The organism is Streptomyces sp. ISL-96 (assembly GCF_018614035.1).
Taxonomy (GTDB): Bacteria; Actinomycetota; Actinomycetes; order Streptomycetales; family Streptomycetaceae; genus Streptomyces.
The window spans coordinates 329380-350159 of record NZ_JAGGPA010000020.1 but is presented as its reverse complement, the minus strand read 5'-3'; the positions used below and the strand labels follow the sequence as shown (position 1 = coordinate 350159).

The window sequence follows — 20780 nt, the reverse complement described above, 5'->3', positions numbered from 1 at the left end:
TCGGTTTATCGAACGAAAGTGAGGCTATGGCGACGTGAAGTGCATGTCAACGGCCGGGCGGCGGCAAGGAATCGCGGTGGGGAGTCACCTGCGGCGCCCGCTGGTCCTTGCGGTATTGCAGCAGCAGTACGGAGCGCACCGGGCCCTCGGCCGCGAGATATGCGTGCGGCAGGGACGCGTCGAAGCCCACATAGTCGCCCGGGCCCAGCTCCACCTCGTGCCCGTCCACCCGTACGCCCAGCCTGCCGCACTGTACGACGGTGTGCTCGGTACCGGTGTGGCCGAGCGACTCCTGCCGGCAATCCGCCCTGAACTGCTGGTCGTAGACCTCGAAGACGGTGTCGCCCGTGTCGATCCGCCGGAGCGCGCGCAGGTCGACCCCCTCGCCGCTCAGCACCTCCACGTCATCGGCGCGCACCACGGTCAGCCCGCCGGGTGGCCGGGCGTCCAGCAGATCCGACACCGGCATTTCCAGTGCGCGCGACAGGCTGAACACCGTCTCGATGGTCGGGTTGCCGCTCCCGGACTCCAGCTGCGACAGCGTCGCCTTGCCGATCCCGGAGCGCCGTGACAGCTCGGAGAGCGACAGCCCGTGCAGGGCCCTGGCCCGCCTGAGATTGGCCGCCAGCATCTCCTGGATCGAGCCCCTGTGGTCGCTCATGCCTTCACGCTCCCTCGCCTCCGTTCACTTTATCGAACGAAGGCGCCGGAGGAGCGCCCCGCCCCGGACCCTCGGATAAGGTGATTCCGTAGGAAATGCACCCTCCCGGGGTTAGGTCGATGCGTTGGACACACACCAGTCGGCGGGCGAGGTGCCGGCCCAGCCCCCGGCGGTCGTCGGGTACGCGGGTGTGCTCCGCGAACTGCTTCCGATCGCGCTGTGGCGGGAGGACGCGGACGGGCGCGTCGTCGAGTGGTCGCTGGCCGCCCGGGACCTGCTCGGGTATCAGCCCGAGGAGGTCCTCGGCCGCCCCGCCACCCCGCTGCTGGTTCCCGACGGCAACCGGGAACTGGCCGATCAGCTGACGCGGCGGGTCCAGGCGGGTGAGACCGTCGTCGGAACCCTGCCGGTGCGCCATCGCGACGGTCACGACGTGACGATGGAGATGTGGATCGTCCCCGCCACCGACCCGCGGGGACGGCCGGGCACCCTGCTGATCGCAGTGGAGACGTCGGAAGTCCTGCGCATGCGGGACTCGCTGGCGGCCCTGGAGAGCCTCTTCACCCAGTCGCCCATCGGCCTCGCCACCCTCGGCCCCGACCTCCGGTTCCTGCGCGTCAACGACGCCCTGGCCCGGATGAACGGTGTCTCCGCCGCCGAGCACCTGGGCAAGCGGCTGACCGAGGTGGTGCCCGGGGTCAACGCCACGGCGCTGGAGTCCACGATGCGCCAGGTCCTGGAGCGGGGTACGACCGTGGTCGACGCCCGCCGGACCGGCCGGACCCCTGCCGACCCCGACCGCGACCGCACCTGGTCCTGCTCGTACGCCCCGCTGCTCGACAACGCCGGCCGGCGGCTGGGACTGATCGCCTCCCTCATCGACATCACCGAGGGCCAGCAGGCACAGATCGAGGCCGAACGGGCCCAGCACCGTTTCGCCCTGCTCGCCGAGGCCGGCACCCGGATCGGCACCACCCTGGACCTGCGGCAGACCGCCGAGGAAGTCGTGCAGCTGCTCGTGCCGCAGCTCGCCGACTCGGCCGACGTACAACTGCTGGAAGAAGTACTGGAACCGGACGAGGCCGCCGCGTCCACCCGCGGTGTGGTCCGCCGGCTGGCGGCAGCCTTCCCCGAACCGTCCGCGCCCACGGCGAAACTGGTGCCGGGCATGACCTTCCGGATTCCGCCGGGCTCGGTGTACGAGCGGGTCATCGCCGACGGGCTGCCCATGAACCTCTACCAGTCCGACGTCCCGGCGCTGATCACTGACCCCCGCGCCGACCGGCTGCGTACGTACCTCACGAGCCTCGGTTCCGCGCGGCTGATCCCACTCGTCGCCCGCGGCAAGGTGCTCGGCGCGGTGGTGGTCACGCGACTGCGCACCCGTGAGCCGTTCGACGAGCAGGACTGCGTACTCGTCGACGAGCTGGTCGCGCGCGCCGCGCTGAACATCGACAACGCGCGGATGTACACCAGCCAGCGACAGGCCGCCCTCACCCTGCAGCGCAGCCTGACCAACAGCGCGCTGCCCGAGGTCACCGGCCTCGAACTCACCGGGCGCTACCTCCCCGCCAGCGACCACGACGTCGGCGGTGACTGGTTCGACGTCATCACACTGCCGGAGGGCAGGACCGGACTGGTCATCGGGGACGTGATGGGACACGGCATCCACGCGGCGGCCGTGATGGGGCAACTGCGCACAGCGGTACGCACGCTCGCCCGCCACGATGTTTCCCCCGCCCAGATGCTCCGCTCCCTCGACGCCGTCGTCGCCGACCTCGGCGAGGACGAAATGGCGACCTGTGTCTACGCCGTCCACGACCCGGCGACGGCCACCTGCGTGATCGCCAGAGCGGGCCACCCCCCGCCGGCCGTGGCCACGGCCGGCGGGGGGATCACGTTCCTCGACGGTCCGCAAGGCGTGCCCCTGGGGACGGGAGGGGAGGACTTCCGCACCCAGCGGGTGGCGCTGCCGCCGGGCAGCCTGCTGGTGCTGTACACCGACGGCCTCATCGAAGCCCGTGACAGGGACGTTGACGAGGGCCTGGAACAGCTCGCGCGGGCGCTGGTCCACCGCGAACAGCCGCTGGAGGACCTCTGCGACGGCATCCTCGAACAGCTGCTGGCCGCCCGCCTCGCGCAGGACGACGTGGCGGTGCTGCTGGCCCGCACCCGCCGCACATGAGCCTCAAGGCGTGTCGACGTCGATGTCGTCGATGTCGAAGAAGCCCAGGAGCTCCTGCTCCGGTTCTCCCGAGGCGCCCGGCAGCGCCTGCTCGGCCCAGATGACCTTGCCCGCCGGCGTGTACCGGGTGCCCCACCGCTGGCTCAGCTGCGCCACCAGGAACAGTCCGCGCCCTCCCTCGTCCGTGGTGGCGGCGTAACGCAGATGAGGTGAGGTGCTGCTTGCGTCGGACACCTCGCAGGTCAGGGTGCGGTCACGCAGCAGCCGCATCCGGACGGGCGCGGAGCCGTAGCGGATGGCGTTGGTGATCAGCTCGCTGAGGATCAGCTCCGTACCGAACGCGAGAGCCGACAGACCCCATTCGTCGAGTTTCTTCCCGACGACGGCTCGCATGGCACCGACCGCGCTCGGTTCGAACGGCACCTCCCATTCGGCGACACGGTCCGGGCCGAGTGTCCGGGTCCGGGCGATGAGCAGAGCCACGTCGTCCCGCGGGCGAGCCGGCAGCAGGACGTCGAGAACCGCCCGGCAGCTCTCCTCCGGATGCCGGTCCGGATGGTTCAGAGCCGAGCGCAGCAGCTCCAGTCCCTCGTCGATGTCACGGGTACGGTCCTCGATCAGCCCGTCCGTGTAGAGCACGAGCTGACTGCGCTCCTCCAGGTACAGCTCGGCGGTCTCGAACGGCATTCCGCCCAGCCCCAGCGGCGGTCCGGCCGGCAGCTGAAGGATCTCCACCGACCCGTCGGGACGGACCACGAGCGGCGGCGGGTGGCCCGCCCGTGCCATGACGCAGCGCCGGGACACCGGGTCGTACACGGCGTACAGACAGGTGGCACCCAGCATGCCGTCGTCGTCGGCGTCCGCACCGTCCTCCCCGTTGTGGTCGATGCGCTGCACAAGGTCGTCGAGACGGGACAGCAGCTCGTCGGGCGGCAGGTCCAGGGACGAGAAGTTGTGCACCGCCGTACGCAGCCGCCCCATGGTGGCCGCGGCGTGCAGTCCGTGGCCGACCACGTCACCGACGACGAGGGCGACGCGGCTGCCCGACAGCGGGATCACGTCGAACCAGTCGCCGCCCACCCCGGACTGGGCGGGCAGGTAGTAGTGCGCCACCTCGACGGCGCTCTGTTCGGGAAGGCCGCGCGGCAGCAGGCTGCGCTGGAGCGCCACGGCCACGGTGTGTTCGCGGGTGTAGCGGCGGGCGTTGTCGATACTGACCGCGGCCCGCGCGACCAGTTCCTCCGCCAGGGACAGATCGTCGTCGTCGAAGGGTTCCGGCTTCTCCATGCGCCAGAAGTTGACCACTCCGAGGACCACGCCCCGCGCTTTGAGGGGCGCTGTGATGAGGGAGTGGATGCCGTACTCGACGATGCTCCGCGCCACGGGCGGGTCCTGGGCGAACCAGCCCGGCGCGTCGGACAGGTCGGGCACCAGCTCGGCCTGGCCGCTGTCGAGCCCGCGGGCCTGCGGGGTGGACGGGAGGAAGTCGATCAGTTTGCCGCGCGGATAGAGGGGCTGGTCGTCGCGGATGCCGCTGACCGCCGTACGCCGCAGGTCCGCGCCCGAGCCGGTCGGCTCGTCGCCGTGCAGCACCTGGTCCGCCAGATCGACGGTCACGAAGTCCGCGAACCGCGGTACGGCGACGTCCGCCAGCTCCTCGGCCGTGCGCACCACGTCGAGCGTGGTACCGATGCCGACACCCGCGTCGTACAGCAGTTTCAGCCGTCGGCGAGCGGCGTCGGCCCGGCGCGTCAGGACGCGCATCTCGGTGGAGTCGCGGATGGTGACCGCCGTCCCCTCGGGCTGGCCGTGGGGTTTCGTCGGCCGCTGGTTGACCACCAGCAGCCGGTTCCCGGCCGCGAGGACCTCGTCCGTGGCCTCCCGGCCGGACAGCAGGAGGCCGGCCATCTTCTGGTCGAGGCGGGGCAGCTGCCCGATGTGCTGTCCCTCCGCGTCGGCCGGAAGATCGAGCAGCCGTTTCGCCTCGTCGTTCGCTAGCAGCAGGCGGCCGTCCCCGTCGGTGATCAGTACGCCCTCCCGGACGGCGTGCAGAACCGCGTCGTGGTGTTCGTACATACGGGTCATCTCAAGGGTCCCGAGCCCGTGGGTCTGCCGCCGCAGCCGCCTGGTGACCAGTGCCGTGCCGATGGTGGCCACGGCCAGGCCGGCCGCGCTGACGCCGAGGATGACCGGGAGCTGCCGCTCGACCACACCGGTGACGTTCTGCACCGTGAGACCGGCCGAGACCAGCGCCACGACCTCGCCACCGGCGGCGGTCACCGGGACGATGGCCTGTATCTCCTGGCCCAGCGGGCCTTCCACGCTCTCGGTGTGCACCCGGCCGGCCAGGGACGGCTCGATCGTGCCGACGAACCGCTGGCCGATCCGGTCGGGCTGGGGGTGCGTGTAGCGGATTCCGTTGGTGTTCATCACCACGATGAAGTCGACGCCCGCCCGTCTGCGGGTCTCCTCCGTGAGCGGCTGGAGGATCCTGGACGGATCTGGGGCCTTCAGCGCCTCCTGGAGCCCGATCGAGTGGGCGAACGTCTCCGCGACCGCGACCGACCGGTTACGGGCCTCACGATCGCCGTCGTGGCGCGCCTGAAGCACCAGTGCCAGCACGGCACCGGCGGCGAGCAGCAGCACGACCGCCACCTGGAGGACGAAGACCTGTCCGGCGACGCTCCGCGGGCGCTTCCTGATTAGTGACCGCACCGACACGCCCCGGCACGGGGTGAAACGATCGACCACATTGCCATTTGTACTCCCACGCGGGCTCCCGCGCCTAGGTGGTGCACAGACCTACCTGGTGCGGTGGGGCATTCGCGTGACGGGTGAGCCGTGTCTCACCCGCCCGATGCCGCTTGTCTATGCAACGAGTTGCATAGAAAGATCGGGGCATGGCGCTCGAACACGCGATCCTCGTCTCCCTGCTGGAGCAGCCGGGCTCCGGCTATGAGCTGGCCCGGCGGTTCGAGCGGTCCATCGGTTACTTCTGGAACGCCACGCACCAGCAGATCTACCGCGTGCTCAAGCGCATGGAGAGCGACGGCTGGATCGACGCCCGCGACGTACCGCAGCAGGCCCGGCCGGACAAGAAGGAGTACTCCGTCCCGGCCCTCGGCCGAGCCGCCCTGTCCCAGTGGCTGCACGAGCCGATCGAACCCGAGAGCGTCCGGCACGACCTCGCCGTGAAGATCCGCGGCGCGGCCTTCGACGACCCGGCCGCGCTGATCCGCGAGGTCGAGCGGCACCACCGGGCGCACACCGACCGGCTCGCGCACTATCTCGCGGGGGAGCGGCGTGACTTCACCGGATCCGAGGCCACCGCCGGCAGCGAGCCCGATGCCGGGCGGGAGCTTCAGCATGTGGTGCTGCGCGGCGGCATCGCGTACGAGCGGATGACGCTCGCCTGGCTCGACGACGTACTCGCCACGCTCCACCGGCTGGGCACCGAGCGCTGACGCCCAGCAACCTTCAACCCCTCATATCCCTCATCCCCTCAACCCGGAGGCGAACATCCATGGCGGACCCGTTGCTGTTCAACCCGCGCACCTACGACCCGGCGCACTTCGATCCCGAGACCCGCAGGCTGCTGCGTGCCACCGTCGACTGGTTCGAGGACCGCGGCAAGCGCAAGCTGATGGACGACTACCGTTCCCGTGCCTGGCTCGCGGACTTCCTCGCGTTCTCGGCCAAGGAAGGGCTCTTCGCCGCCTTCCTCACACCCGCCTCCGCCGCCTCCGCCGACGGGCAGCAGGAGCAGGACAAGCGCTGGGACACCGCCCGGATCGCCGCGCTCAACGAAATCTTCGGCTTCTACGGGCTCGACTACTGGTACGCGTGGCAGGTCACCATCCTCGGTCTCGGCCCGGTCTGGCAGAGCGACAACGCCGCCGCCCGAACGCGCGCCGCCGAACTCCTCTCCCAGGGCGAGGTGTTCGCCTTCGGCCTGTCCGAGAAGACCCACGGTGCCGACATCTACTCCACCGACATGCTGCTGGAGCCCGACGGCGACGGCGGCTTCCGGGCGAGCGGTTCGAAGTACTACATCGGCAATGGCAACGCCGCCGCGCTGGTCTCCGTCTTCGGCCGCCGCACCGACGTCGAAGGCCCCGACGGCTACGTCTTCTTCGCCGCCGACAGCCGCCACCCGGCGTACCACCTCGTGAAGAACGTCGTCGACTCGTCGAAGTACGTCAGCGAGTTCCGCCTCGACAACTACCCCGTCGGTCCCGACGACGTGCTGCACACCGGCCGCGCCGCCTTCGACGCCGCCCTCAACACCGTCAACGTCGGCAAGTTCAACCTGTGCACCGCCTCGATCGGCATCTGCGAGCACGCGATGTACGAGGCCGTCACCCACGCGCACAACCGGATCCTCTACGGCCGCCCCGTCACCGCCTTCCCGCACGTGCGCCGGGAGTTGACCGACGCGTACGTACGCCTCGTCGGGATGAAACTGTTCAGCGCCCGCGCCGTCGACTACTTCCGCTCCGCCGGCCCCGACGACCGCCGGTACCTGCTCTTCAACCCGATGACGAAGATGAAGGTGACCACGGAGGGCGAGAAGGTCATCGACCTCATGTGGGACGTCATCGCCGCCAAGGGCTTCGAGAAGGACACCTACTTCTCCCAGGCCGCCGAGGAGATCCGGGGGTTGCCGAAGCTGGAGGGCACGGTCCACGTCAACCTCGCCCTGATCCTCAAGTTCATGGCCAACCACCTGCTGAGTCCCGCCGAGTACGCGCCCGTGCCGACCCGCCTCGACGCGGCCGACGACGCGTTCCTCTTCCGCCAGGGACCGGCCCGTGGCCTGGGATCCGTACGCTTCCACGACTGGCGCCCCGCCTACGACGCGTACGCCGATGTGCCCAACGTCGGCCGCTTCCGGGAACAGGCGGACGCCCTGTGCGAGTTCGTCACCACCGCCGCCCCCGACGAGCAGCAGAGCCGCGACCTGGACCTTCTGCTCGCCGTCGGCCAGCTGTTCGCGCTGGTGGTGCACGGCCAGTTGATCCTGGAGCAGGCGCGCCTGACAGGCCTGGACGAGGACGTGCTCGACGAGCTGTTCGCCGTCCTGGTACGCGACTTCTCCTCGTACGCCGTCGACCTGTACGGCAAGGATTCCGCCACCACGCAGCAGCAGGAATGGGCCCTGGGCGCGGTCCGGCGCCCGGTCGTCGACGACGCACGCGCGGCCCGCGTCTGGGAGCGCGTGGAGGCGCTGTCCGGGGCGTACGAGATGGCGCCGTAACAGCGCGGCGAGCGAGCGGTGTGCCGCCGGCCAGGGCCGATACGCCCTGGCCGGCGTTTTTACCGGCCCCGACATGACGTTCTCACGCCGCAGGCGTGACAAAGGGTGGTGTTCCGCGCTGGTCGACTCTGGAATCCTCGCTATTTGTTGTCACACCTCGTGTTGTCCTGTCCCACCCTCTTGGGCACCACTAGACGCATTATCTCCGCTCATGTCAAAAATTTCAGTTCTGCCATGATCGGGGGAGCGCCGCCGGGCGCAGCCGCCCCGAACAGTCCACCAATACGCGCGGCCCAGCCCCGCCCCGGGCTGCAATGAAAGAGTGACCGCGCCCCCGGACGACTGCCTCGCGCGCAATGAGTGGCTCTGCGGCGAGTACCTTTCCACCCGCCGCGAGATCCTCCTGGACGCCGTACTCCAGCACCTCCAGCTGACCGTCGTCTCCGTACTCCTCGGCCTCGTGCTCGCCGTCCCCCTCGCCGTCGCCGCCCGCCGCCGGCGCGGGGCGGCGGGCCCGGTGCTGGTCGTGACGACCGTGCTCTACACGATCCCGTCGCTGGCGATGTTCTCGCTGCTGCTGCCGGTGTACGGGCTGTCCGCCTGGCTCGTCATCGCGGGGCTCGTCCTCTACTCGCTCACCCTGCTCGTACGCAACATCCTCGCCGGACTGCGCGCGGTGCCCGAAGAGACCCGCCAGGCCGCCCGCGGCATGGGTTACGGGCCCGTCAGGCTGCTGCTCGCCGTCGAACTGCCCCTCGCACTCCCCGCCGCCATGGCCGGCCTGCGCATCGCCACCGTCTCCGCGGTCTCCCTCGTCACCATCGGCGCGATCGTCGGGTACGGCGGCCTCGGCAACCTCATCTACACCGGCATGAACACCTACTTCAAGGCCCAGGTGCTCATCGCGTCCGTCCTGTGCGTCGTGATCGCCGTCGCCGCCGACCTCCTGCTGCTCGGCGTACAGCGGGCGCTCACGCCCTGGATGCGGGAGGCACGAGCGTGAACACCCTCGGCGCCGCCTGGGACTGGCTCACCAGCTCCGCGAACTGGCCGGGCGAGAGCGGCATCTGGAGCCGGCTCGGCGAGCACCTCTTCCTCACCATCGTCTGCCTGCTGCTCAGCTGCCTGATCGCGCTGCCCGTCGCACTCGTACTCGGCCACCTCGGCAAGGGCGGGGCGCTCGCCGTCAACATCTCCAACGCCGGCCGCGCCGTGCCCACCTTCGCCGTCCTCGTCCTGCTGCTGCTCACCCCCATCGGCAGGCACGGCGACTGGCCTACGATCATCGCGCTGGTCCTCTTCGCCGTACCGCCGCTGCTCACCAACGCCTACGTCGGCATGCGAGGCGTCGACCGCGACATCGTCCGGGCGGCGCGCGGGATGGGCATGTCCGGCGGCCAGCTGCTGTGGCGCGTCGAGCTCCCGCTCGCCCTTCCGCTCATCGTCACCGGAGTGCGTATCGCCGCCGTACAGCTCGTCGCCACCGCGACGATCGCCGCGCTCGCGGGCGGCGGCGGCCTCGGCCGGATCATCACCGCCGGCTTCAATCTCGCCAGTACCCCGCAAGTGGTCGCGGGGGCCGTGCTGGTGGCTGGTTTCGCGCTGCTGATGGAGGGACTGTTCGAGGTCGCACAGCGGCTCGGACCCCGGTGGACACGACGCGGTGCGACGTGAGAGCCGTCCGCGCAGCCGTCGCCGCCCCCGTCGCGTTTGTGCTCACCCTCACCGCCTGCGCCACCGGCCCCGCCCTGGAGGAACGGGGCGAGGTCACCGCGCCGCCCGGCGACAGCCGCCGGCTGACCGTCGGATCGGCCGGCTTCACCGAGAGCGACCTGCTCGCCCGGATGTACGCGCTCCTCCTCGACCGGGCCGGGTACGAGACGACGATCCTGTCGGTAACGAACCGTGAGATCTACGAACCCGCCCTGGAGAGCGGCCAGATCGACGTCGTACCCGAGTACGCCGCCACCTTCGCCGACTGGCTCAACTCCAAGGCCAACGGCGCCGACGCCGCGCCCGTAGGCTCTCCCGACCTCGGCGCCACCATGACCGCCCTGCGGGCCCTGGCGGCCCCGCGCGGGCTCGCCGTTCTCGACGCGGGCCGCGCCGTCGACCAGAACGCGTTCGCCGTCGCCGCGTCGTACGCCGCGAAACACCGGCTGAAGACCCTCTCAGACCTGGGCAGGTCCGGGCAGCCGGTGCGGCTCGCGGCGGGCGACGAGTGTGTCCGGCGCCCCTACTGCGAGCCCGGCCTCAAGAAGACGTACGGCATCGACATCACCGCCGTCGATCCCAAGGGGGTCGGTACCACCCCGGCGAAACAGGCCGTCCAGAACGGCCAGGACCAGATGGTCCTCACCACGACGACCGACGCGACCCTCGACGACTTCGGCCTGGTGCTCCTGAAGGACGACAAGAAGCTCCAGAACGCCGACCACATCGTGCCCGTGGTCAACAGGTCGCGGGCCGGATCCGCCGGGGTGAAGCGCGCGCTGGACAAGCTCAACACCGTACTGACGACCAATGACCTGGCGTCCCTCAACAAGCAGGTGGACAGCTGGCGCAGACTGCCGGAGGACGTCGCCCGGAGCTACCTGGAGTCCAGGAAGCTGATCCCGGCGGACGGCTGAGGCGTCAGAGCTCCCGCCGCGAAGGCGATGGGCCGCTACGCGTCCGCCACCGAGTCGAAGGCCACCTGGCCGCGCGGTACGCCCCGCGCGTCCGCGTCGACCGACCGGCGCAGCGCCTCGTGGAGCTTCGCCGGAGTGAGTACGCCGACGAACTTCGCGCCGTCGAGCACCGCCACCCACCCCGCGTCGTACTGGAGCATCTCGCTGAACGCCTGCTTGAGCGGCGCCCCCACCGGCACCCAGGCCTCCATCCGGCGGGCCAGGTCACCCACAGTGCCGCCGCCGCTGCCCTGCCCCGCGATGCTCAGCTCTTCGGTGGACACCCAGCCGTGCAGGTCGTTTCCGCCGGTCAGGACCACGGCCCACCTGGCGCCGTCGGCGCGCAGCCGGGCCGCCGCGTCCCGCGCGGGCTCGTCCAGGCGGGCGATCGGTGGCTGTTCCAGGTCGGCGGCCTCGATCTCGGTGACGGACAGCCGCTTCAAGCCCCGGTCCGCGCCCACGAACTGGGCCACATAGGGGGTGGCCGGCGCGCCGAGCACCGTCGCGGGCGTGTCGAACTGCTCGATGCGCCCCTGTCCGTACACCGCGATCCGGTCACCCATCCGTACCGCTTCCTCGATGTCGTGAGTGACGAGCAGGACCGTCTTGCGCACCGTCGCCTGGAGAGCGAGGAACTCGTCCTGGAGGCGCTCGCGCACCACGGGGTCGACCGCTCCGAACGGTTCGTCCATCAGCAGCACCGGCGGATCCGCCGCCAGCGCGCGGGCGACGCCGACCCGCTGGCGCTGTCCGCCGGACAGCTGGTCCGGGTAGCGCGACCCGTACACGGACGGATCGAGCCCCACCAGGTCGAGGAGTTCCGCCGCCCGCGCCCGGGCCTTCGGCTTCTTCCAGCCGGTGAGGAAGGGGACCGTGGCGGCGTTGTCGAGGACCGTGCGGTGCGGGAAGAGACCGACCTGCTGGATGACGTAGCCGATACGGCGGCGCAGCCTGACCGGGTCGACGGCCGCGATGTCCTCGCCGGCCACCAGGATCCGGCCCGAAGTGGGCTCGATCAGCCGGTTGACCATCATCATGGTGGTCGTCTTCCCGCAGCCCGAAGGACCGACCAAGGTGACCAGCTCACCCTCCGCGACCTCGAAGGACAGGTCGTGGACGGCGGGCGTGCCGTCCGGGTACACCTTGCCGACCTGCTCGAACCGGATCATGTACGCCACGGTAGAAGCGGCAGGGACAAGGCGCACACGGGCCGCGACTGTACGAGTCACCACCCCCGGGTGTGCTGAACTATGCGGAAGTGATCAGAACGGGAGTAACTGTGACCAGCTATCGCCAGCCCGGCACCGTCCTCACCGACCACCGTTTCACCGTCCCCCTCGACCACGCCCGCCCCGCGGGGGAGCGCATCGAACTCTTCGCGCGAGAGGTCGTGTCGAGCTCCAGGGCCACCGCGGACCTGCCGTGGCTGGTCTACCTGGAGGGCGGCCCCGGATTCGGCGCACGCCGTTTCGTCGGGCGCCAGGCGTGGCTAGGCCGCGCTCTCCAGGACTTCCGGGTACTGCTCCTCGACCAGCGCGGCACCGGGCTCTCGACGCCCGCCAACCGGCAGAGCCTGCCCCTGTGCGGCGGCCCGCAGGAGCAGGCCGACTACCTTGCCCACTTCCGCGCCGACTCGATCGTCCGCGACTGCGAGACCATCCGCCCCTGGCTGACCGGCGGCGCGCCCTGGACCGTACTCGGCCAGAGCTTCGGCGGCTTCTGCGCCACCCACTACCTGGCCACCGCCCCCGAAGGGCTGAGTACGGTGCTCATCACCGGCGGCCTGCCGAGCCTCGACGGGCACGCGGACGACGTCTACCAGGCGGCGTTCCCCCGCATGGAGCGCAAAAACGCCGCCCACTACGCTCGTTACCCCCAGGACGTCGAGCGGGCGCGCCGGATCGCCGAGCACCTGAGCGAGAACCAGACCGTGCTGCCGAGCGGCTACACCCTCAGCCCCGAGGCGTTCCAGTCCCTCGGCATCATGCTCGGCTCCGGCGACGGCAGCCACCAGCTGCACTACCTCCTGGAGAACGCCTTCGCCCGTACGTCGCACGGCCCCGCCCTCTCGGACACCTTCCAGGAGGCCGCGCAGACCGCACTCTCGTACGCCGCCCACCCGCTCTACGCCGTCCTGCACGAGGCGATCTACGCCCAGGGCACGCGGCCCACCGCCTGGGCGGCCGACCGGGTGCGCGCCGGATTCCCGCAGTTCGACGTGGGCAAGGCGCTCGCGGGCGAAGGGCCGGTGCTCTTCACGGGCGAGACCATCCACCCCTGGCACTTCGACTGCGACCCGGCGCTGCGCCCGCTGCGCGAGACGGCCCAGCTGCTCGCCGAACGTACCGACTGGCCCGTGCTGTACGACGCGGAACGCCTCGCGGCCAATGAGGTGCCGGTCGCCGCCGCTGTCTACCACGACGACCTGTACGTCGACACGGAGCGCGCGCTCCAGACCGCGCGGACCATCAAGGGCCTGCGCACCTGGGTCACCGACGAATTCGAACACGACGGTCTGCGGACGGGTGGTCCGCGCGTACTGGACCGGCTGCTCGCACTGACGCGCGGCGACATCTAGCGCGACAACCAGCGGCCACAGCCCGCCAGTAGAACCGGAATAGGAGGTTCGCCGCTTATTCTGCGCCCATGACAACCGAGCCGACACACCAGCCTCACCAGCCCCATCAGCCTCAGCAGCTTCAACCGATGCCGAGCGACTGGCAGCGCGCCCTCGCCGTCGTGGCGCACCCGGACGATCTCGAGTACGGGTGCGCCGGCGCCATCGCGGGATGGACCGACGGCGGCCGGGAAGTGACGTACCTGCTCGCCACCCGTGGCGAGGCCGGGATCGACAGCCTGGAGCCGGACAAGTGCGGCCCGCTGCGGGAGCAGGAGCAGCGGGCCAGTGCGGCGGTTGTCGGCGTCTCGGCGGTCGAGTTCCTGGACTACGAGGACGGCGTGATCGAGTACGGGACCGGGCTGCGCCGGGACATCGCCGCCGCCATCCGCAAGCACCGCCCCGAACTCGTCATCGCCCTCAACCACCGCGACACCTGGGGCGGCGTCGCCTGGAACACGCCGGACCACCGGGCGGTGGGCCGGGCCACCCTGGACGCGGCGGGCGACGCCGGCAACCGCTGGATCTTTCCCGAGCTCACCGAGCAGGGGCTCGCGCCCTGGGACGGGGTGCGCTGGGTCGCCGTCGCCGGCTCCACGACGCCCACCCATGCGGTGGACGCGACGCCCGGGCTCGAACGTTCCGTACGCTCACTGCTCGAACACCGTGCGTACATCGAGGCGTTGACGACGGAGGACCCCGAGACGTACTGCCGTACGTTCCTCACGCAGAACGCGCAGCGCGCGGCGGAGCGCTTCGGCGGAAGGCCTGCGGTCACCTTCGAGGTCTTCAGCCGCTGAGCCGTGACGCTGTGATGCTCAGGCTTCTTCGCAGAGCATGCCGGCGCGGAGCTTGGTGAGGGTCCGGGTGAGGAGGCGGGAGACGTGCATCTGCGAGATGCCGAGCTCGGCTCCGATCTCGGACTGCGTCATCTCCTGGCCGAAGCGCATCTCGATGATGTACCGCTCCCGGTCGTCGAGTTCGCCCAGCAGGGGTGCCAGGGTCTGCAGGTCCTCGACCGTCTCCATGGCGGGGTCGGTCTCGCCCAGTACGTCGGCGAAGGTGCGCGACGTGTTGGCGTGGCCGTCGTCGCCGGGGTCGTTGGGCATGTCCAGGGAGCCGGCCGTGTAGCCGTTGGCGGCCACGAGGCCTTCGACGACCTCGTCCTCGCTGAGATCCAGGTGCCCGGCCAGTTCCCTGACCGTCGGGTCCCGGTCCAGCGTCGCCGCCAGCTCCTCCCTGGCCTTGGCGAGCTCGACCCGCAGTTCCTGCAGCCGCCGGGGGACGTGGACGGCCCAGGTCGTGTCGCGGAAGAACCGCTTGATCTCGCCGACGATGTAGGGGACGGCGAAGGTGGCGAACTCCACCTCGCGGCTGAGGTCGAACCGGTCGATGGCCTTGATCAGCCCGATGGTGCCGACCTGGACGGTGTCCTCCATGTCGCCGCCGTCACCGCGGCCCCGGAAACGCCGGGCGGCGAACCGTACCAGCGAGAGGTTCATCTCAATGAGCGTGTTACGGGCGTACTGGTGCTCGGGCGTGCCCTCCTCCAGGACCTGAAGCTGGTCGAAGAACGCCTTTGACAGACTGCGGGCATCCTTCGGGGCGACCGTCCCCGCGTCCTCGATCCACGGCAGCTCACCCGTACCGGGCAGCGTCCCGGTCCGCGCGCCCGTCGCGACCTTCGTCCGCGGAACTTCCGAAATCCGCACCGGCGTTGCCGTCATGTTCCTGCCTCTCTCGTGATCGCTCCGTGCCTCCCGCCTGCCCAGGCGTCCTCGATGTATGCGTCCCGCCGCCGAATGGGGGACGAGACGGGCCCGGCGGGGGCCAAGGTGCGGGTACCGCTATCCGGCCCAACGTTGAATGGGCGTGGGCAACTTGCGGAATCGTCTGGATTAGACGTGCGCACCATTGACAGCCTGTCAGGCCCCAGGAGGATTCTGTGGCGTTGTGATGCGCGATCGCCCACAGTTTTCGCCGGGACCCCTGGAGGACGTGTGACGCTCCGCCTGCGCCCGCTCGCCATGCTCGCTTCCGCTCTCGCCCTTGTGCTCGGGTTTCCGGCCGCCGGGATGGCCGCCGACCCCCCGGCCGACACCGACCGAAGATCCGCCCCCGTCATCACTCCGACACCGCAGGACCTCCGAGAGCGCGACGACCGCGTCACCGTCACCCCGACGGTGACGCTCGTCGCGGGCGCCGACGCCGATGCCGCCGCCCTGACGGTGACTCGGCAGGCGCTCCTCGACGCCGGTGCGCACCAGGTCGTACGCGGCGAACGCCCCGTCACGAACCGGCTCACCGTGTACGTCGGCGGCCCCGGGGAGACCCCGCAGACCGCCGGGGCGCTCGACGCGCTGGACATCGAAGGCCCCGGCCAACTCCCACCCGAGGGGTATGTCCTGGGCATCGGTGAACGCCGTATCGCGCTCTCCGGCAAGGACACGGCCGGTACGTACTACGCCGCCCAGTCGCTGCGCCAGCTGCTGCCCGAGCGAAAGGGCCCCGGCGCGAAGGTCCAGGGGGCCGAGATCCGCGACTGGCCCACCACCACGATCCGCGGCGTCATCGAGGGCTTCTACGGCATCCCGTGGACCCACGCGGCCCGCCTGGATCAGCTCGACTTCTACGGCGAGCACAAGATGAACATCTACGTCTACTCGCCCAAGGACGACCCGTACCTGCGCGAGAGGTGGCGGGAGCCGTACCCCGCCACGCAGCTCGCGAAGATGAAGGAGCTCGTCGACCGGGCCCGCACCCGGCACGTGGAGTTCACGTACGCGCTGTCGCCGGGACTGAGTGTCTGCTACAGCTCCGAGGCCGACATCAAGGCGCTGACCGACAAGTTCAAGACGGTCTGGGAGCTAGGCATCCGCACGTACGCCGTCCCGCTCGACGACATCAGTTACACCAAGTGGAACTGCCAGGCCGACCAGGACAAGTGGGGAACGGGGGCGGCCGCGGCGGGCGCCGCCCAGGCGTACCTCCTCAACCGGGTCAACCGGGACTTCATCGCCACCCACCCGGGCGCCGCGCCGCTCCAGATGGTGCCGACGGAGTACTACAACGTCACCCCGTCCCCGTACAAGAAGGCGCTCGCCGAACAGCTCGACGAGGACGTGGTGGTCGAGTGGACCGGTGTCGGCGTCATCGCGCCGGTCATAACGGTGGCGCAGGCCAGGGCCGCGCGTGATGTCTTCGCGCACCCGATCCTGCTCTGGGACAACTACCCGGTGAACGACTACGTCACCAACCGGCTGCTGCTCGGCCCGTACAACGGCCGGGAGAAAGGGATGCCCGCCGAGCTCGGCTCCGGCATCACCGCCAACCCGATGAACCAGGCGTACGCCTCGAAGATCCCACTGATGACGGTCGCCGACTACATGTGGAACGACGCGGCCTACGATCCGGTCAGTTCGTGGCAGACGGCGATCTCCGAGTACGCGGGCGGCGACGCGCAGACCGAGAAGGCCCTGCGGATCTTCTCCGACGTCAACTACAGCTCCCGCATCAACGCACAGCAGGCACCCGCTCTGGCCGCCTCGATCGCGCGGTTCTGGGAGTCCGGGGACGCGGACCGGCTGGACCGCGCCCTTGGCGGCCTGCAGAGGGCCCCGGACGTGCTGCGCGACCGTATCGCCGAGCAGGAGTTCATCGACGACAGCGGGCCGTGGCTCGACGCCGCCGAGGCGTGGGGCGTCGCGACGCGTGCGGCTCTGCGGCTGGTCGAGCTGGCCCGCGACGGAGACGGCGCCCGGGCGTGGGACCAGCGGCAGCGGCTGCCGGGGCTCGTGGCCGCGGCGAAGTCGTTCACGTACACGGACCTGAACGGGCGCAAGATCCCGGTCGTCGTGGGTGAGGGCGTGCTCGACAAATTCATCGAGGACGCGGCCGCCGAGCACGACCGGCTGCTCGGCGTCAGCGGCGCCGTCAAGGGCCTCACCAACCTGCCGACGTACCAGGGCAACGTGATCGCGCGGATGGTCGACGGGGACGACAGCACGTTCTTCTGGAGCAGCCGGGCCATCGCCACCGGTGATCAGGTGACGGTCGACCTCCGCAAGGAACGGGAGATCGGCAGCATCTCGCTCGCCATGGGCAAGCCGGGAAGCGTGAACGACTACATGCGCAACGGGGTGCTGGAGTACTCGTCGGACGGTGCTTCCTGGGAACAGCTCGCGACGTTCTCCGGTAAGCCCGTCGTGACGGCGACCGCTCCGGCGGGTACCGAGGCACGGTACGTACGGGCGCGGGCCACCGCGCGGCAGACGAACTGGCTCGTTGTGAGGGAGTTCGCCGTCGAGACGACGGACGCCTCCGTGTCCGGCGGACCGCCGGCGGCGACGGGCAGCAGCCTGCGCGCGGCGGCCGACGGAGACGTGACGAGTGTCTACCGCGCCGCCCGCGCACCAGAGCCGGGCGAGGCGCTCCAGGTCGACGTCGGCGGGACGCGGGCGGTGGAGTCGGTGACCGTCCTCCAGCCGAGGGGCAGCTCCGCGCAGGCCGCCGTGCAGGTACGGGACCCGGACGGCGACTGGCTTACGGTCGGCGCGCTCAAGGGCGGCTACGGGGAGTTCACGGTGGACGGTGAACCGGTCTCGGCCGTACGGCTGCTGTGGAGCGAGGGCGGGAGCACCCCGCAGATCGCGGAGGTGATCGTCCAGTAGCGGACGTTCGGTGCGGGGCGCGCGGCTCCCGGGCGATCGATCGGCCCGGGGGCCGCGCTGTGTCCGGCCGTACTGTGGATGTGACCGCTGTCACGTGGCACCTGACATCGTTTTGCGCCCCCTTTACGATTGGGGGGCGGGGATCTTCGTCCCGCCCGGAACTTGAACCAAGAAGGAGCTGCAGTACCGCAATGGGTGAGCCTCCCAGTACGAGCCGTGCCATTCCCGTCCCGTCCGACCGTGGGGCGGAGGTGGCACGGTGATCGAAGTCCTTCTGCTGCTCCTCGCTCTCGCACTCACCCTCGCGTGTGCGTTGTTCGTCGCGGCCGAGTTCTCGCTGACCACGGTCGAGCGTGGCGAGCTGGAACGGGCCGCGCAGGCCGGTGAACGGGGCGCGGTGAGCGCCCTGAGGGCGGCCAAGCGCCTGACCTTCCAGCTCTCGGGCGCCCAGCTGGGCATCACCGTGACCTCGCTGGTCATCGGCATGCTCGCCGAGCCGTCCCTGGCCGTACTGCTGCGCGGCCCCCTGGAAGCCGCCGGGCTGCCCGCCGGGGCCGTGTCCACCGTCGCGACGTTTCTCGGCGTCGCCGTGTCCACCGTGGTGCTCATGGTGGTCGGCGAGCTCGTTCCCAAGAACTGGGCGATCTCCAATCCGCTGGCCGTCGCCAAGGTCGTGGCCGGACCGCAGCGCGCGTTCACCGCCGCCTTCGGGCCGCTGATCCGCCACCTCAACAACACGGCGAACCGCATGGTGCGACGCTTCGGCCTGGAACCCGCCGAGGAACTGGCGTCCGCCCGTACGCCGCAGGAGCTGGTCGCGCTGGCGCAGCACTCCGCGCGCGAGGGCGCGATCGAGGAGGACTCCGCCGAACTGTTCGTCCGTACCCTGCACCTGAGCTCGCTGACCGCGGAGAACGTCATGACGCCGCGCGTGGACGTCCAGGCTCTGGAGGCCCGCGCCACCGCCGCCGACGCCGCCAACCTCACCCTGGCGACCGGCCTGTCCCGGTTCCCCGTCTACCGGGGCACGCTGGACGAGGTGATCGGCACGGTTCACATCCGCGACGTACTCGCCCTGGACGAGACGAAGCGGGACCGGACTCCGATCACCGAGCTGACCACCGCGCCACTGCTCGTACCCGACTCGCTCCCGGTGGACCGGATGCTTCAGCAGCTGCGCCGCAGCCGCACCATGGCCGTGGTGATCGACGAGTACGGCGGGACGGCGGGCGTCGCCACGGTCGAGGACGTCGTCGAAGAAGTCGTCGGCGAGGTACGCGACGAGCACGACCCGGACGAACGCCCCGGCCTCGCGGCCGGTGACCCGTCGCCGGACGGCCACGCGGTGTGGGAAGCGGACGGCAGCGTCCGCCTGGACCAGCTCCAGGAGATCGGCTTCACCGCCCCGGACGGCCCGTACGAGACACTCGCCGGGCTCATCGCGACGCGCCTGGAGCGCATCCCGGCGCCCGCCGACCGGCTCGACGTCGACGACTGGAAGCTCGCCGTCCTCGACGTGGAGCACCACCGCGCGGACCGGGTACGGATCACCGCACCCGCACCCGCACGGGCGTCGGTGGACTCCGTGGCCGCACCCGTTTCCGCACCCGTTTCCGCAGCGAAGATCGCCGAGGACGCCCGATGACCGCCCTCCAGCTCGCCATCGGCGCGCTCACCCTCCTCACCAACGCGTTCTTCGTCGGCGCGGAGTTCGCTCTCATCTCCGTACGCCGCAGCCAGATCGAACCGCAGGCACTCCAGGGCAGCCGCCGCGCCAAGAGCACCCTGTGGGGCCTTGAGCACCTGTCGGCCGTGATGGCCTCCGCGCAGCTCGGCATCACCATCTCCTCGCTCGTCCTCGGTGCGGTCGCCGAGCCGGCCATCGCCCACCTGCTGGAACCGCCGTTCCAGGCCGTCGGCGTACCGGACGGGCTGATCCACCCGATCGCGTTCGTGATCGCACTGACGCTGGCGACGTACCTGCACATGCTCATCGGCGAGATGGTTCCGAAGAACATCGCACTCGCCGCCCCGGTCCCGACCGCGCTGGCACTGGCTCCGGCGCTGGTGGCGCTGACCCGCGCTCTGCGGCCGGTCATTTTCGGTATCAACGCGTTCGCCAACGTGCTGCTGCGGATGCTCAGGGTGGAGCCGCAGAACGAGGTGACGTCCGTCTTCACCGACGACCAGCTCGTCCGTCTCGTCAAGGACTCCAGCGAGGCCGGTCTGCTGGCGCCGGCCGACGGTGAGCGCCTGCGCGACGCCCTGGAGCTGGGCAACCGGCCGGTGGGTGAGGTGATGGTGCCGCTCAGCAGGATCGTCACCCTCGACCACACCACCACCCCGCAGCAGCTGGAGCGGGCGGCGGCGACCTGGGGATTCTCCCGGCTGCCGGTCACCGGGCCGGGCGACGAGGTGCTGGGTTACCTGCACATCAAGGACGCCCTCGGCGTCGTGGAGCGCACCCGGCCGTTCCCGCGCGGAGCGCTGCACCCGGTGATCCGGGTCGAGATCGACACGCCGCTCGACGACACCATGACCGCCATGCGGGCCGCGGGCACGCACCTGGCCGCCGTCACGGGCGGCAAGGGCACCGTCATCGGCTTCGTGACCATGGAGGACGTACTGGAAGAGCTCGTCGGGCCGGCGGCGGCGGGCGGGGCGGTCCCGGTCTGACGACGTCGGCGCGCTGAGCCGATGGTGCCGAGACTGTTCCCATCC

The 20780-nt window shown here is 70.5% G+C and carries 15 protein-coding genes; 11 read left to right on the top strand and 4 right to left on the bottom strand.

All coding sequences use genetic code 11. The features are described 5' to 3' along the window. Window positions 1-46 precede the first annotated feature (46 nt). Entirely contained in the window at window positions 47-661 is a 615-nt protein-coding gene (locus J7E96_RS14695) for a helix-turn-helix domain-containing protein (RefSeq protein ID WP_215131254.1), read from the bottom strand. Window positions 662-785: 124 nt separating this feature from the next. Between J7E96_RS14695 and J7E96_RS14690 the strand changes: the two genes are divergently transcribed. Then, complete coding sequence (locus tag J7E96_RS14690; RefSeq protein ID WP_215131252.1) at window positions 786-2846, top strand: SpoIIE family protein phosphatase; 2061 nt, start codon at window positions 786-788, stop codon at window positions 2844-2846. A 3-nt stretch (window positions 2847-2849) separates the two neighbouring features. Here J7E96_RS14690 and J7E96_RS14685 read toward each other — a convergent pair whose 3' ends face one another. After that, entirely contained in the window at window positions 2850-5567 is a 2718-nt protein-coding gene (locus J7E96_RS14685; RefSeq protein WP_215131413.1) for a SpoIIE family protein phosphatase/ATP-binding protein, read from the bottom strand. A 179-nt stretch (window positions 5568-5746) separates the two neighbouring features. Here J7E96_RS14685 and J7E96_RS14680 point away from each other — a divergent pair, with 179 nt between their 5' ends. From J7E96_RS14680 to J7E96_RS14660, 5 genes are all read left to right on the top strand, one after another. Then, window positions 5747-6310, top strand: a complete 564-nt coding sequence (locus J7E96_RS14680; protein WP_215131250.1) for a PadR family transcriptional regulator — start codon at window positions 5747-5749, stop codon at window positions 6308-6310. A 59-nt stretch (window positions 6311-6369) separates the two neighbouring features. Beyond that, entirely contained in the window at window positions 6370-8103 is a 1734-nt protein-coding gene (locus J7E96_RS14675; protein WP_215131249.1) for an acyl-CoA dehydrogenase family protein, read from the top strand. Between the two features lie 322 nt (window positions 8104-8425). Continuing rightward, window positions 8426-9106, top strand: coding sequence for an ABC transporter permease (locus J7E96_RS14670; protein WP_215131247.1), 681 nt, complete (start codon window positions 8426-8428; stop codon window positions 9104-9106). Continuing rightward, window positions 9103-9777 carry an ABC transporter permease gene (locus tag J7E96_RS14665; protein ID WP_215131245.1) on the top strand — a complete coding sequence of 225 codons (675 nt, stop codon included), beginning with the start codon at window positions 9103-9105 and terminating at the stop codon, window positions 9775-9777. Before J7E96_RS14670 ends, J7E96_RS14665 begins: the two co-directional genes overlap by 4 nt. Continuing rightward, window positions 9774-10733: an ABC transporter substrate-binding protein gene (locus tag J7E96_RS14660; protein WP_215131243.1), complete on the top strand. Its 960-nt coding sequence runs from the start codon at window positions 9774-9776 to the stop codon at window positions 10731-10733. Before J7E96_RS14665 ends, J7E96_RS14660 begins: the two co-directional genes overlap by 4 nt. Window positions 10734-10768: 35 nt before the next feature. On the opposite strand, the gene J7E96_RS14655 is transcribed toward J7E96_RS14660, so the two are convergent. Then, the gene (locus J7E96_RS14655) at window positions 10769-11941 is read right to left on the bottom strand and encodes an ABC transporter ATP-binding protein (RefSeq protein ID WP_215131241.1); all 1173 of its coding nucleotides are present in this window, start codon (window positions 11939-11941) and stop codon (window positions 10769-10771) included. Window positions 11942-12051: 110 nt separating this feature from the next. On the opposite strand from J7E96_RS14655, the gene J7E96_RS14650 reads away from it, so the two are divergent. Both J7E96_RS14650 and J7E96_RS14645 read left to right on the top strand, forming a co-directional pair. After that, window positions 12052-13350 (top strand): alpha/beta fold hydrolase, encoded by a 1299-nt coding sequence (locus tag J7E96_RS14650; protein ID WP_215131239.1) that lies wholly within the window; start codon window positions 12052-12054, stop codon window positions 13348-13350. A gap of 128 nt (window positions 13351-13478) precedes the next feature. Beyond that, on the top strand, window positions 13479-14189 hold the full coding sequence (locus J7E96_RS14645; protein WP_215131237.1) for a PIG-L deacetylase family protein: 711 nt from the start codon (window positions 13479-13481) through the stop codon (window positions 14187-14189). A gap of 18 nt (window positions 14190-14207) precedes the next feature. On the opposite strand, the gene J7E96_RS14640 is transcribed toward J7E96_RS14645, so the two are convergent. Continuing rightward, window positions 14208-15116, bottom strand: coding sequence for a SigB/SigF/SigG family RNA polymerase sigma factor (locus J7E96_RS14640; RefSeq protein WP_215131235.1), 909 nt, complete (start codon window positions 15114-15116; stop codon window positions 14208-14210). A 300-nt stretch (window positions 15117-15416) separates the two neighbouring features. Between J7E96_RS14640 and J7E96_RS14635 the strand changes: the two genes are divergently transcribed. The 3 genes from J7E96_RS14635 (at window position 15417) to J7E96_RS14625 (ending at window position 20735) form a co-directional block, all read left to right on the top strand. After that, window positions 15417-18059 carry a beta-N-acetylglucosaminidase domain-containing protein gene (locus tag J7E96_RS14635; protein WP_215131411.1) on the top strand — a complete coding sequence of 881 codons (2643 nt, stop codon included), beginning with the start codon at window positions 15417-15419 and terminating at the stop codon, window positions 18057-18059. A gap of 259 nt (window positions 18060-18318) precedes the next feature. Continuing rightward, complete coding sequence (locus J7E96_RS14630) at window positions 18319-19704, top strand: hemolysin family protein (protein ID WP_215131233.1); 1386 nt, start codon at window positions 18319-18321, stop codon at window positions 19702-19704. After that, a complete protein-coding gene (locus J7E96_RS14625; RefSeq protein WP_215131231.1) occupies window positions 19701-20735 on the top strand; it encodes a hemolysin family protein in 1035 nt (344 codons plus the stop codon). The genes J7E96_RS14630 and J7E96_RS14625 overlap by 4 nt, the downstream gene beginning before the upstream one ends. The last annotated feature ends 45 nt before the right edge of the window (window positions 20736-20780 follow it).